Annotated in this window: 12 protein-coding genes; 8 read left to right on the top strand and 4 right to left on the bottom strand. The window is 66.7% G+C overall.

The features are described 5' to 3' along the window. Window position 1 precedes the first annotated feature (1 nt). Genes GO488_RS17535 through GO488_RS17525 form a run of 3 tightly spaced genes read right to left on the bottom strand, consistent with a single transcriptional unit; the run spans window position 2 to window position 2,510 of the window. Complete coding sequence (locus tag GO488_RS17535; protein ID WP_162319147.1) at window positions 2–442, bottom strand: pyridoxamine 5'-phosphate oxidase family protein; 441 nt, start codon at window positions 440–442, stop codon at window positions 2–4. 44 nt (window positions 443–486) lie between these two features. Next, window positions 487–2,175: a phosphoenolpyruvate--protein phosphotransferase gene (gene ptsP, locus GO488_RS17530; RefSeq protein WP_162319146.1), complete on the bottom strand. Its 1,689-nt coding sequence runs from the start codon at window positions 2,173–2,175 to the stop codon at window positions 487–489. Next, entirely contained in the window at window positions 2,172–2,510 is a 339-nt protein-coding gene (locus tag GO488_RS17525; RefSeq protein WP_162319145.1) for an HPr family phosphocarrier protein, read from the bottom strand. The genes ptsP and GO488_RS17525 overlap by 4 nt, the downstream gene beginning before the upstream one ends. A gap of 79 nt (window positions 2,511–2,589) precedes the next feature. Here GO488_RS17525 and GO488_RS17520 point away from each other — a divergent pair, with 79 nt between their 5' ends. The 5 genes from GO488_RS17520 to GO488_RS17500 all read left to right on the top strand — a co-directional run bounded on the left by GO488_RS17520 (window position 2,590) and on the right by GO488_RS17500 (window position 7,114). Further along, window positions 2,590–3,540: a mechanosensitive ion channel family protein gene (locus GO488_RS17520; RefSeq protein ID WP_162319144.1), complete on the top strand. Its 951-nt coding sequence runs from the start codon at window positions 2,590–2,592 to the stop codon at window positions 3,538–3,540. 45 nt (window positions 3,541–3,585) lie between these two features. Further along, the gene (locus GO488_RS17515) at window positions 3,586–4,254 is read left to right on the top strand and encodes an O-methyltransferase (protein WP_162319143.1); all 669 of its coding nucleotides are present in this window, start codon (window positions 3,586–3,588) and stop codon (window positions 4,252–4,254) included. A gap of 67 nt (window positions 4,255–4,321) precedes the next feature. Further along, window positions 4,322–4,705: a DUF8048 family protein gene (locus tag GO488_RS17510; RefSeq protein WP_162319142.1), complete on the top strand. Its 384-nt coding sequence runs from the start codon at window positions 4,322–4,324 to the stop codon at window positions 4,703–4,705. A 77-nt stretch (window positions 4,706–4,782) separates the two neighbouring features. Further along, window positions 4,783–5,385, top strand: coding sequence for a chemotaxis protein CheC (locus GO488_RS17505; protein WP_135304544.1), 603 nt, complete (start codon window positions 4,783–4,785; stop codon window positions 5,383–5,385). 76 nt (window positions 5,386–5,461) lie between these two features. Next, window positions 5,462–7,114 (top strand): long-chain fatty acid--CoA ligase, encoded by a 1,653-nt coding sequence (locus GO488_RS17500; RefSeq protein WP_162319141.1) that lies wholly within the window; start codon window positions 5,462–5,464, stop codon window positions 7,112–7,114. 54 nt (window positions 7,115–7,168) lie between these two features. On the opposite strand, the gene GO488_RS17495 is transcribed toward GO488_RS17500, so the two are convergent. Beyond that, a complete protein-coding gene (locus GO488_RS17495) occupies window positions 7,169–7,945 on the bottom strand; it encodes a DUF6517 family protein (protein ID WP_162319140.1) in 777 nt (258 codons plus the stop codon). A gap of 127 nt (window positions 7,946–8,072) precedes the next feature. Between GO488_RS17495 and GO488_RS17490 the strand changes: the two genes are divergently transcribed. The 3 genes from GO488_RS17490 (at window position 8,073) to GO488_RS17480 (ending at window position 12,214) form a co-directional block, all read left to right on the top strand. Next, entirely contained in the window at window positions 8,073–9,227 is a 1,155-nt protein-coding gene (locus GO488_RS17490) for an acyl-CoA dehydrogenase family protein (protein WP_162319139.1), read from the top strand. A gap of 92 nt (window positions 9,228–9,319) precedes the next feature. Next, entirely contained in the window at window positions 9,320–10,108 is a 789-nt protein-coding gene (locus GO488_RS17485) for an N-acyl homoserine lactonase family protein (protein WP_162319138.1), read from the top strand. Between the two features lie 207 nt (window positions 10,109–10,315). Then, on the top strand, window positions 10,316–12,214 hold the full coding sequence (locus tag GO488_RS17480; protein WP_162319137.1) for a 2-oxoacid:acceptor oxidoreductase subunit alpha: 1,899 nt from the start codon (window positions 10,316–10,318) through the stop codon (window positions 12,212–12,214).

The following is a 12,214-nucleotide window of genomic DNA, read 5'->3' as shown; positions in this document are numbered from 1 at the left end:
GCTATCGGCCTTCGTGACCCTCGACGATACCGCTGAGGTGGCTGATCTGGAGGCGGACGATGTTGAACTCCAAGTCTTCGACGGGTCTGTCGTGGACCTCGTAGTACGGGATGTCGAGCGCCTTCGTGGCCTCCTCGACGGCCGAGTCGACGTTGTCCTCGGTCAGCACGTCGAGCGTCCCCTCGGCGACGACGCTACGCCAGCCCTCGTCGGTCTGCCCGTAGACGACGAACGTGGCGTGGTCGGTCGCGTCGAGGAACTTCCGTTTCTGACTGCCGGGGGCGTACCCCATCCGGAAGTAGATGCCCGAGTCGTCGTCGCGGTAGACGAACGACAGCGGCACGCCGTAGCTGTCGTCGTCCCGGGCGAGACACAACACGCCGGTTCGCTGGCTCCTGAGGAAGTCGGCTATCTCGATGGCGTCCATGTCGGTTCGAGCCATACGCGGACGTAGGGGAGCGAGATAAATATAGGATTAGTAAGGTTTCACTCCCTCGCCAGCGCGGACTGCACGGCCGCCCGCGTCTCGCAGGCCAACGCCTCGCCCGCGAGTTCGCGCGCCGCCTCGCTGTCGATGTCTCCCACCCGCTGTTTGACCGCCGGGACGGTCACCGCGCTCATCGAGAGTTCGTCCAGTCCCAGTCCGACCAGCAGCGGCGTCAGGTCGGGGTCGCCGGCCATCTCGCCGCACATTCCGACCCACGCGCCGCCGTCGTGGCCGGCCCGCACCGTCCGGTCGATCGCTCGGAGGACCGCGGGATGGAGCGGGTCGTGGAGGTCGGCGACGCCGTCGTTCTCGCGGTCGGCGGCCATCACGTACTGCGTGAGGTCGTTCGTCCCGATCGAGAGGAAGTCCAGTCTGGCTGCGAGCGCCTCGGCCATCTCGGTGGCGGCGGGCGTCTCGACCATCGCGCCGAGGTCGGGCACCGCGTGGGCGACGCCCTCGCGTTCGAGGTCGGCGGCGACGCCTTCGACCCGCTCCAGCACGTCCTCGACCTCCTCGACGCGGGCGACCATCGGCACCATCACGGCGAGGTCCCCGCCGCCGTCGGTCGCCGCCGCGCGGAGCAGCGCCCGCAACTGCGTCTCGAAGAGGTCGGCGTGAGCCGACAGCGAGAGGCGGACGCCGCGGCGACCGAGGAACGGGTTCGGTTCGCTCGGCAGGTCGAGGTAGGGTACCTGTTTGTCGCCGCCCACGTCGAGCGTCCGAACGACGACGCGCTCCCCGGGAAAGGCGTTGAGCGCCGCCGTGATCGCCTCGAACTGCTCGTCCTCGCCGGGCGGCCCTTCCCGGTCGAGGAAGAGGAACTCGGTGCGGAAGAGGCCGATGCCGTCCGCGCCGCGGGCGACCGCGGGGTCGAGTTCGGCTGGTCGGCCGACGTTCGCGGCGACCTCGATCTCGCGGCCGTCGGCCGTCGAGACGCGCTCGGTCTCGACCGGCGCGTCGAGTTCCGAGACGGACTCGCGGCGCTTCTCGTCCGGGTCGAGAACGACTTCGCCCGCCTCGCCGTCCACGAGGACCGTCGCGCCCTCGGTGACGTCCAACAGCGCGTCGCCGACGCCGACGACGGCGGGAATCGCCAGCGAGCGGGCGATGATGGCCGCGTGCGAGGTGCGGCCGCCGGTGACGGTGGCGATGCCCGCGACCGCCTCGGGGTCCAGTTCGGCGGTGTCGCTGGGCGTCAGCCGCTCGGCCAGTAGGACCGTCCCGTCGGGGAGCGAGCCCAGATCGGCCGTCTCGACGCCGAGCAGTTCGCGCAGGAGGCGGTCGCGCACGTCGCGCAGGTCGTCGGCGCGCTCGGCCATCCGGCCCTCCATCCCCTCGAACTGCGAGACGGCGTCGCCGTAGGCGTCCGAGACGGCGTGTTCGGCGGTCGTCCCGTCGTCGATGGCGTCCTCGATCTGCCCGACCAGCTGCGGGTCGTCGAGGAACTGCTCGTGGGCGTCGAAGACGGCGGCCTCGTCCTCGCCGACGCGCTCCGCGGCTCGGTCGCGCGCCGTCTGGATGGCCTCGCGGGCCGCGTCGCGGGCGTCCTCGAACCGCTCTCGCTGGTCGGCGGTATCGACCGTCTCGGGGTCCGGTCGGTCGGGGAGTTCGAGCGCGTCGGGTCGGAACCAGCGGGCGGTACCGACCCCGGAAAGCGGCGTGCTCCCGATGCCGGTGAGCGTCGTCACGGGTCGCCCTCCGTGTCTCCCGTCTCGGCCTCGGCGTCCTCCGCGCCCGCCGCCGAGCCGTCCTCGTCCTCGACCGGCGTCGTCAACACCGCTTCGAGGGCGTCGAGCGCCGCTTCCGCGTCGCTGCCCTCCGCGACGAGCACCACCTCGTCACCCTGCTGCGCGTTCAGCCCGGTGACCGCGAGCATGCTGTCGGCGGACACCAACTCATCGTCGTCCGCGCCCGCGTGTCCGATCCGCACCGTCGCGTCGTACGCGTTGGCGGTCTGGACGAGCTTCGAGGCGGGGCGAGCGTGAAGTCCCGCTTCCGGGACGATTTCGACAGTTCGATCCATGCCAATACGTCGGGCGCGAGGACTATCACCGTGTTGGAGACTCACAATGGTTTAGTGGTCCCCTCGCATCGGCCACGGTGTGAGTCGTCCAGTCGGATATCTGTCGCTCGTGGCTGCGTTCGTCTGTGCCGGTGGGGTCGCGCTCGTCCGGCGGGTGGGAATCGACGGGTCCGTGCAGGGAGTCACCGTGTCGTTCCTCCTCGTGAAGGCCCTCTCGCTGCTCGTCGCCGCCTTCGCCGCCTACGGCTGTTACCGCATCGCCCTCGGCGTCTACGACCAGCGGACGGCGGACAAGCGCCGCCGCCACGACGCGAAGAACCTCTTTCGTCTCGGCTTCGGCGCCGCCGGGACCGTCGCCGCCCTCGGCGTCCTCACCGAACAGTGGGTCGGCCTCCTGTTCTCGCTCGGCGTCGTCGGCTTCGCGGTCACGTTCGCGCTCCAACAGCCGCTGTTCTCGCTCATCGGGTGGCTCTACATCATGGTCAAGCGGCCGTATCAGGTGGGCGACCGCGTCGCCATCGAGGACTCGAAGGGCGACGTCGTGGAAGTCTCCTTCCTCGTGACGACGCTGTGGGAGATAAACGGCGACCTCGTCTCCTCGAACCAGCCCTCCGGCCGCAGCATCACGCTCCCCAACAGCGTCGTCCTCTCCTCGCACGTCAAGAACTACACCCGCGAGGAGTTCCCCTACGTCTGGAACGAACTGACGGTGCAGGTCGCCTACGAGACGGATTTCGAGTTCGCCACGGAGACGATGCGGACCGTCGCCGACGACTACCTCGGCGACGAGATGGCCGCCCGCATCGAGCGCTACCGCGAGCGCCTCGCGGAGACGCCGGTGGAACTGGAAGTGCAGGACCGGCCGACGGTCAACGTCGTCCAGGAGGAGTCGTGGGTCGCCTTTCGTCTGCGCTATCTCGTCCACCCGCGACGGGGACAGCGGGTGCGGAACGAACTGTACCGGCGCGTCCTCGCCGCGTTCAACGAACACCCCGACAGGGTGAAGTTCCCCGTCAGTCGGAACCGGTGACCGACGCGGGTGCCTTTTTGTCCGTACCCCTCGACCGCTCGAAATATGAGCGAAGACCCGCTGCCCGACGTCACCGAACAGTTCGCCCGGACGCTCTCGCCCGACCCCGACGAGGTCATCGACGAGATGGACGCGAAGGCCGACCGGGAGGGGTTCCCGACGGTCGGTCCCGCCGTCGGCGGGTGGCTCCGCCTGTTCGCCCGCCTGACCGACGCCGAACGCGTCTTCGAGTTCGGCTCCGGCTTCGGCTACTCGGCGTACTGGATGGCCCCGGCGCTCCCCGAGGACGGCGAGATCGTGCTGACAGAGATCGACGCCGACGAACTCGACGAGGCCCGCGAGTTCCTCTCGCGGGGCGGCTACGCCGACCGGGCGGCGTTCGAACACGGCGACGCCATCGAGATCGTCGACGACTACGACGGTCCCTTCGACGTGGTACTCGTCGACAACGAGAAGGACCGCTACGCCGAGGCGTTCGAGGCGGTCCGCGAGAAGGTGCCCGTCGGCGGCGTCGTCGCCGCGGACAACGCGATCGAGGCCGGCCCGCTGGATTTCGACGACGTGCGGGCGCTGCTCGACGGCGAGGACGTGGCGGCGAACGAGATGAGCCGCGGCGTCGCGACGTATCTCGAGCGAGTTCGGGACGACCCGGACTTCGAGACGGGACTCCTCCCGCTCGGTGAGGGCGTCGCCGTCAGCGTCCGCGTCGCCTGAGCGGTCGGTTCGCGTCGCCGAGGGCCGTCAGAACGAAAGGGGACGGCGACGAAGGCGGAAGCGAACGATGACTTCCGAGGATACGACGGCGAACGAAGTTGCCATCGACGAGGCGAGGATCGACCACGCGGCCGAGACGGTCGGCGTCGACCGAGAGGCGCTGGCGGACGCGCTCGTGGTCTTCCACCCCGAGTTGCTCGGGCGACACTCCGGGTTCGAGAGCGAGCCCTACGTCACCGTCGACGGCGTGCGGGCCTACCGAGTCCCGGAATCCGCCGCCGACGAACTGCTCGCGGACTTCGACTTCGACGAGGGCGTCGCGTCGGCGGTCAAGCTCGCACACACCGAACAGGCCGAACTGCTCTTCGCCGACGCCGTCCAAGGAGACGACGACTTCGACGGCGGCGAGTGCGGACTCGTCGTCGGTATCGACACCGCAGAACAGTTCTAGACCCGATTCTCGCCCGCGAAAATGGGGGTGCATAGCTTATGTGGGAGGGCCGGCAAGTCGGGGCCGACTGACTACGCATGAGTCTGATGATAGATATCCGGAAACTCGGCCTGTTCAACCAGATGGCCAAGGAGGGGGGAAACACCGTGGCCGACCACCTGAGCCAGATGACGGGGATGGAGACGGAGATGGAGATCACGAAGATCAACTTCATCGACATCCCGGACATCAAGACCCACATCGGCGACGAGAAGCAGATCGGCATCAGCATCGAGATGGTCGAGAAGCCCCACGGCTACATCCTCTTCCTGTTCAACGCCCGGAGCGCGAAGGACCTCGCCCAGGGCATGATCGGCGACATGGGCGAGACGAACCCCGACGGCGAGGGCTTCACCGACATGGAGCGCTCGGCGATCCAGGAGATCGGCAACATCATGACCAGCGGGTTCATCGACGGGTGGGCGAACGTGCTGGACACGACCATCGACATCTCGACGCCGAACTTCACCTTCGGACCCGGAAGCGGGATGGTGGACAAACTGGTCGGCGACCGCGGCAACGAGATGGCGCTGATGTTCGACTCGCGGGTCCACGCGTTGGATTCCGACATCAACGTGAAGGTCTACACGTTCCCGGAGCTCGAGGAACTCGTCAGTCTCATGCAACAGATCGAGGTCTGACCTACGACGGCACAACTCCTCATCCTTCACTATTAATTTACATAGCCTCTTGTAGGGTGAGCACTAGGCACACGGTATGCCGGGAGGTTCACCCCAGACGCTTCGACCGTTCCTGTGGCGCGCGGCCCAACTGTACCCGGAGACGGAGGTCGTCTCCCGTACCCACGACGGAATTACGCGGTACGACTACGGGACGTACGCCGACCGAGTGGCCCAACTCGCCAACGCGCTGGACGCAGCGGGGTACGGCGACGGCGAACGGCTCGGAACCTTCTGCTGGAACCACCACCGTCACTTCGAGACGTACTTCGGGATACCGGGAATGGGAGCGCAGCTCCACACCATCAACCCCCTGCTCCCCGACAAACACGTCCAGTACATCGTCGAGAACGCGGAAGACGAGACAATCTTCGTCGATCAGTCGTTCCTCCCGAAACTGGAGGGCTCGGTGGCGGACGACCCCGACCCGTTCGATTCCGTCGAGCGGTTCGTCGTCATGGGCGAGTCGGTTCCCGAGACGGACCTCGACGCCGTCGCCTACGACTCGTTCGTCGACGGTCACTCGACGACGTACGACTGGCCCGAACTGGACGAGGAGCGGCCCGCGGGGCTCTGTTACACCTCGGGGACGACGGGACGGCCGAAGGGCGTCGAGTACACCCAGCAGATGCTCTGGTCGCACACGATGGCGCTCCAGACGCCGCAGGGCCTCCCGCTGGCCGAGGACGACGTGGTGATGCCCGTCGTCCCCATGTTCCACGTCAACGCGTGGGGCCTGCCGTTCTCCGCGACGGCCGGCGGTGCCAAACAGGTCTATCCCGGCCCGCAACCGGAGCCGGCTGACCTCGCGCACCTCATCGAGTCGGAGGGCGTCACCATCACCGCGGGCGTCCCGACGGTGTGGCTGGGGCTGATGGACTACGTCAAGGAGAACGATGTCGACCTCTCGCAGTTAGAGCGCCTCGTCGTCGGCGGGAGCGCCGCCCCCGAGGCGATGATTCGCTTCTTCGACGACCACGGCGTCGAACTCGTCCACGCGTGGGGGATGACCGAGACGGCACCCGTCGGGGCCGTCTCGCACCTCAAACACGGCCTCGACGACGCCGATTACGAGACGCAACTGGAGAAGCGCTCGAAACAGGGACTCATCGTCCCCGGACTGGAGTTCGAGGTCGTCGACGACGAGGGCGAGGCGGTCCCCCACGACGGCGAGGCCTACGGCGAACTCCTCATCCGCGGGCCGTGGGTGACGACGGAGTACTTCGCCCGGCCCGAAGCGACCGAACGGGAGTTCGAGAACGGCTACCTGAAGACCGGCGACGTGGTCTCGGTGGACGAGGACGGCTACATCAAGATCGTCGACCGCTCGAAGGACGTCATCAAGAGCGGCGGCGAGTGGATCTCCTCGCAGGAACTGGAGAACGAACTGATGGCCCATGAGGGCGTCTCGGAGGCGGCGGTCATCGGCGTCCCCCACGAGCGCTGGCAGGAACGACCGCTCGCGCTCGTCGTGCCCGCCGAGGACGCCGACACCGACTCGCTGGCCGAGGAACTGCGCGACCACGTCCTCGACTCGTACCCGAAGTGGTGGGTGCCCGATAGCGTCGTCACCATCGAGGAGGTGCCCAAGACGGCGACCGGCAAGTTCGATAAACAGGCGCTCCGCGAGGAGTACGGCGACGAGTCGCTGGTCGAAGGTCGCGCCCCCGAGGACGCGGCACCGGAGTAGCCGTCTCCTAGGACGCCCCCCTGAGTAGCCGCGGGGTACTCCGATGGTCGCGAGTTACCGCACGCCCGCGACGAGCGAGCGCGTCTCCGTTCGGTAGGCCTCGGGTTGCAGGCCGAGGTCGATGTCGACCGAGACGTTGATGCCCGCGCTCAGGTCGCTCTCGATGGTCTGCTTGAAGTTCTCCGCGGGGTGGGCCCCGCCGGAGATGAGGACGTAGTCCCCGTGGTGCCACACCGCCAGGAAGGCGTCGATGGCGATGTCCGCGGCCGGCACCTCGACGCTCTGGCCCTCGCTCACGTCGAAAGTGATGCCCTCGAAAGGAAAGATCGCCGAGAGGTTGACCGCCTCGGCCGTCTCGCCGGTGTCGACGTCGATGTTCCCGGTGCCGACCTCCTCGACGTTCGTCAGCCCTTGGTTCTCCATCTGCCGTTCGAACTGCTGTCGGGCGTTGGTCTGCACCTGGTCGACGATCTCGGCCTGCCCGGCGCCCGCCGGGAGGTTGTCGAGGTTCGGGCTGAAGTCGACTCGGGAGGCGAAGAATATCGACAGCGCGGTGTCGACCTCCCCGAGCGTCCGTTCCCTGACGCTCTTCCTGAGAGCGACGTCCTGAAATCGGAGCGTGTGCTGGACCGCTTCGAGCGTCACCGGCCCGTAGCTCTCGTCCAGGACCGTGCCGCTGTCGTCTCCGGTCTCTTCCCAGCCGGTGGCGTCGAGGCGTTCTTCGGGCACGATGGGTCGCGGCGTCTCCGCGGCCGCTAGGAAGGACGAACAGCCGCTCAGCGCGGCCGCACCGACGCCCAGTCCCGCTGCGAGGTAGTCACGGCGATTCATACGCTTCAGTTGGCGGTATCTCGGAAAAACGTACTGTCCTAATTATCAAAGTTTTCGGGAAAACAACTCCGCCGGTGTTCTCGCGAGTTTCACGAGGTATATGTTGTCACGATTCATCATTGCCTTCATGGAGTTACTGTCCGAGTATCCCGTGCCCGAACGTGCCCACGAGGTCAAGCAGGAGGCCCGTGAGTTCGCACAGGAGCACATCGCGCCCAACGCCGCCGAGTACTACGCCTCCGGGGAGTATCCCTGGGAGATCCTCGAAGCGGGGATGAGCGCGGACCTCGTCGCACAGGACCTCGGTGAAGAGTTGGGAGGTCGCGGACTCGATTTACACCAAGTACTCGCCGTCGCGGAGGAGTTCTATCGAGCGGACGCCGGCATCGCGCTCACGCTCCAACTGGCGAGCTTCGGCGCGGAGATCGTCGAGGAACACGGGAACGAGGACCAACACGAGGAGTTCCTCCGACCGGTCGCCCAGAACGAGCAGATCACGGGACTGGCGGTCTCGGAACCCCAGACCGGGAGCGACCTCGCCGGCATGTCCACCAGCGCCGAGAAGGAGGGCGACGAGTGGGTGCTCAACGGGGAGAAGTACTGGGTCGGTAACGCCGTCGAGGCCGACTGGCTCACCGTCTACGCCAAGACCGGCGACGACCCGGACAACCGCTACGGCAACTTCTCGATGTTCATCGTCCCGACCGACGCCGAGGGCTACGACGCCGAGCACATTCCCGAGAAGATGGGCTTTCGGGCCTCGAAGCAGGGACACATCGTCTTCGACGACTGCCGCATCCCCGAGGAGAACCTCGTCGGTACCGAGGGCGCGGGCTTCTACATGCTCGCGGAGTTCTTCAACCACGGACGCGTCGTCGTCGCGGGCCACGGCCTCGGGATGGCCGCCGCGGCCATCGAGGAGGCGTGGGAGTTCGTCCACGACCGCGAGGCGTTCGGCCGGACCGTCGACGAGTTCCAGGCGGTCCAGCACAAGCTCGCCGACATGCAACTGGCCTTCCAGTCCGCGCGGTCGCTGACGTGGGACGCCGCCGACCGTGTCGCCAATCAAGAGAACGCGGGCTACTGGGCCGCCCTCGCGAAGACGAAGGCGACCGAGGCCGCGACCGACTGCGCCGAGAAGGGGATGCAGCTCCACGGCGGCCGGTCGGTGCTGACCGAGAACCGCATCGCCCGCGTCTACCGCGACGTTCGCATCCCGGTCATCTACGAGGGGGCGAACGACATCCAGCGCAACCTCATCTACCGACAGGCCCCCCAGTAGGCAAACGGACGTCGGTCCGTCCCGACGGCTCCAGTTAGGCGTGTGAACTGTCCGCACGCCGCGTTTTTCTCGTCAGGCGACCTACACCGCGCATGGACGACCTCACTGTCACGTTCGTCGACCGCGGGCGCGTGAAGGCCGACCGGAACTTCGTCGTCGACGGCCACAGCGTCGCGACGGCGTCGAACCGGGAGCCGACCCACGACTACGAGACGTACGTCGTCTGGAACCTCGTGATCGAGACGCCGGAGATGACGATTCTCTGGGACACCGGCTCCCACCCGGAAGCGGCCGACGGCTACTGGCCCGAGCCGCTGTACGAGGCGTTCGCCCACGTCGACGCGGCCGACCACCCCCTCGAAGCGGACCTCGACGACGCCGGCTGCGGGCTCGACGATATCGACGCCGTGGTGATGAGCCACCTCCACCTCGACCACGCCGGCGGCCTCCGCGCCTTCGAAGGCACGGACGTTCCGATATACGTCCACCGCGAGGAACTCCCCTTCGCGTACTTCAGCTCGAACACGGACGAGGGCTCCATCGCGTACCTCCAGCGCGATTTCGACCGCGACCTGAACTGGCGGGTCGTCCACGGCGACAGCTACCATCTCACCGACGGCGTCGAACTGCTCCACCTGCCCGGGCACACGCCCGGACTGCTCGGCGCGCTCGTCGAGCGACCGGACGCCCCGCTGTTGGTGGTCGGCGACGAGGCCTACGTCGAAGCCAACTACGCGGGGCGGCCGATGGCGACCGGACTCCTCTGGAACAACGGCGCGTGGAAGGAGAGTCTGGAGCGCTGTCGCGACCTCCAGCGGGAGACCGACGCCGAGATCCTACTCGGTCACGACCTCGCCGTCTTCGAACGACTGGCGGACTGATCGCCCGAGTCGGTCCCGACTCTTCGAGGAGATACCGCTCGACGGCTGATATGCGGTGAGTAATCACACCACACTCTTAAAAATCGTTAAATCAGGAGCCCTCGCGCTATTGATAACAATTAATGGACCCTAATATAGTGGAAAATCTTTAGTCGTGGCCCCCCAATCTCCCGGTACGGCACCACAGCTGGGGCCGAGGATTTCACCATGACAGACAACGAACTAATCTGGCGGATCGCTGGCGGTTCCGGTGACGGGATCGACTCGACCAGCCAGAACTTCGCGAAGGCCCTGATGCGTTCGGGACTTCACGTTTTCACACATCGTCACTACCCGTCGCGCATTCGGGGCGGCCACACGTACGTAGAGGTACGCGCGAAGGACGACCCAGTCCAGTCGCGCGGCGACGGCTACAACTTCCTGCTGGCGCTGGGCGACTCCTTCGCCCGGAATCCGCAGGACGAGGCCTACTACGGCAAAGAGGAACTGAAACCCCTCTACGAGAACTTCGACGAGCTCCGCGAGGGCGGGGTTCTCCTGTACGACGAGGGGCTGCTCGACGAATCGGACGTCGAGGAGATAGAGCTCGAGGAACACGCCGAGGAGAACGGCTGGCACCTCGTCCCGATGGACCTGCGCGGCATCGCCAAGGAACACGGGCGCGAGATCATGCGGAACACCGCGGGTATCGGTGCGACCGCCGCCATCCTCGGTATCGACACCACGGAGTTCGAGAACCTCATCGAGCAGAACATGAGCGGGGATATGCAGGAGGCCAACCTCAGCGTCTTGGAGGACGCCTACGAGGCGGCTTCGGACCTCGACATCGACCACGACATCGAGGTTCCTGACGGCTCCCACGACGAGGAGCAGGTCATCCTCTCGGGGTCGAACGCCATCTCCTACGGCGCGCTCGACGAGGGCTGTCGGTTCATCTCCGGGTACCCGATGACCCCGTGGACCGACGTCTTCACCATCATGTCCCAACACCTGCCGGAGTTCGGCGGGATCTCCGAACAGGTCGAGGACGAGATCGCCGCGGCGGCGCTGGCGCTCGGTGCCTCGCACATGGGCGTCAAGTCCATGTCCGGGTCGTCCGGCGGCGGCTTCGCGCTGATGTCGGAGCCGCTCGGTCTCGCCGAGATGACCGAGACGCCGCTCGTGCTGGTCGAAGCGATGCGCGCCGGTCCCTCGACCGGGATGCCGACCAAGCCCGAGCAGGCCGACCTAGAGCACGTCCTGTACACCTCACAGGGCGACTCCGCGCGCGTCGTCTTCGCGCCCGCGAACATCCGCGAGTGCTACACGCAGACGCGCTCGGCGTTCCGCATCGCCTACGAGTACCAGATCCCGACCATCGTCGTCTACGACCAGAAGATCCAGGGCGAGCTCCGGAACGTGCCCGCCAGTCACTTCGACGAGGAGGCCAACGCCGACCCCGGGTCGGTGCTGACCGAAGACGAGATCCAGGAGGCGGCACACCACGCCTCGGGCAAGTTCCAGCGGTTCCTCCACGAACCCGCGGACGGCTCGAACGTCAGTCCGCGCTCGGTCCCCGGCCAGAAGGACGGCCGCTATCTGGCGACCGGGAACGAGCACAACCCCTCGGGTCACATCAGCGAGGACCCCGAGAACCGCATCGCCCAGATGGAGCGTCGGATTAACAAGCTCGACGACATCCGGTCGGACTTAGACGAGAACACGAGCCACCAGACCTACTACGGTCCGGAGGACGCAGACCACGGCATCCTCGTCTGGGGCAGCCAGCAGGACACCGTCTTCGAGTCGGTCGACCGACTCAACGAGAACGGACACTCCGTGAAGGCGTTAGGCGTATCCGACATGATGCCCTACCCCGTCGACGAAGTCAGCGAGTGGCTCGACTCCGTCGACGAGGCGCTGGTGGTCGAGATGAACGCCTCGGCGCAGTTCCGCGGGCTCACGCAGAAGGAGATCGGCAAGTACGGCGACAAGCTCTCGAGCTTGCTCAAGTACAACGGCAACCCCTTCGAACCCGCGGAGATCGTCGACGGCTTCGAGACCAGCATCAACGGCGAGGACCTCGCCGCGAGCAACATGAAGTACCTCCCCGCAGCGGGTGACTAA

The sequence above is a fragment of the Haloarcula limicola genome (genome assembly GCF_010119205.1).
GTDB classification, from domain to species: Archaea; Halobacteriota; Halobacteria; order Halobacteriales; family Haloarculaceae; genus Haloarcula; species Haloarcula limicola.
This window is presented reverse-complemented; position numbering and strand designations above follow the sequence as displayed.

What these genes read in the sequence shown, in the direction of transcription:
- GO488_RS17495 (WP_162319140.1), bottom strand. Translation starts at nt 7,945, where the DNA reads ATGAATCGCCGTGACTACCTCGCAGCGGGACTGGGCGTCGGTGCGGCC.
- GO488_RS17535 (WP_162319147.1), bottom strand. Translation starts at nt 442, where the DNA reads ATGGCTCGAACCGACATGGACGCCATCGAGATAGCCGACTTCCTCAGG.
- GO488_RS17480 (WP_162319137.1), top strand. Translation starts at nt 10,316, where the DNA reads ATGACAGACAACGAACTAATCTGGCGGATCGCTGGCGGTTCCGGTGAC.
- GO488_RS17505 (WP_135304544.1), top strand. Translation starts at nt 4,783, where the DNA reads ATGAGTCTGATGATAGATATCCGGAAACTCGGCCTGTTCAACCAGATG.
- GO488_RS17515 (WP_162319143.1), top strand. Translation starts at nt 3,586, where the DNA reads ATGAGCGAAGACCCGCTGCCCGACGTCACCGAACAGTTCGCCCGGACG.
- GO488_RS17490 (WP_162319139.1), top strand. Translation starts at nt 8,073, where the DNA reads ATGGAGTTACTGTCCGAGTATCCCGTGCCCGAACGTGCCCACGAGGTC.
- GO488_RS17525 (WP_162319145.1), bottom strand. Translation starts at nt 2,510, where the DNA reads ATGGATCGAACTGTCGAAATCGTCCCGGAAGCGGGACTTCACGCTCGC.
- GO488_RS17510 (WP_162319142.1), top strand. Translation starts at nt 4,322, where the DNA reads ATGACTTCCGAGGATACGACGGCGAACGAAGTTGCCATCGACGAGGCG.
- GO488_RS17485 (WP_162319138.1), top strand. Translation starts at nt 9,320, where the DNA reads ATGGACGACCTCACTGTCACGTTCGTCGACCGCGGGCGCGTGAAGGCC.
- GO488_RS17500 (WP_162319141.1), top strand. Translation starts at nt 5,462, where the DNA reads ATGCCGGGAGGTTCACCCCAGACGCTTCGACCGTTCCTGTGGCGCGCG.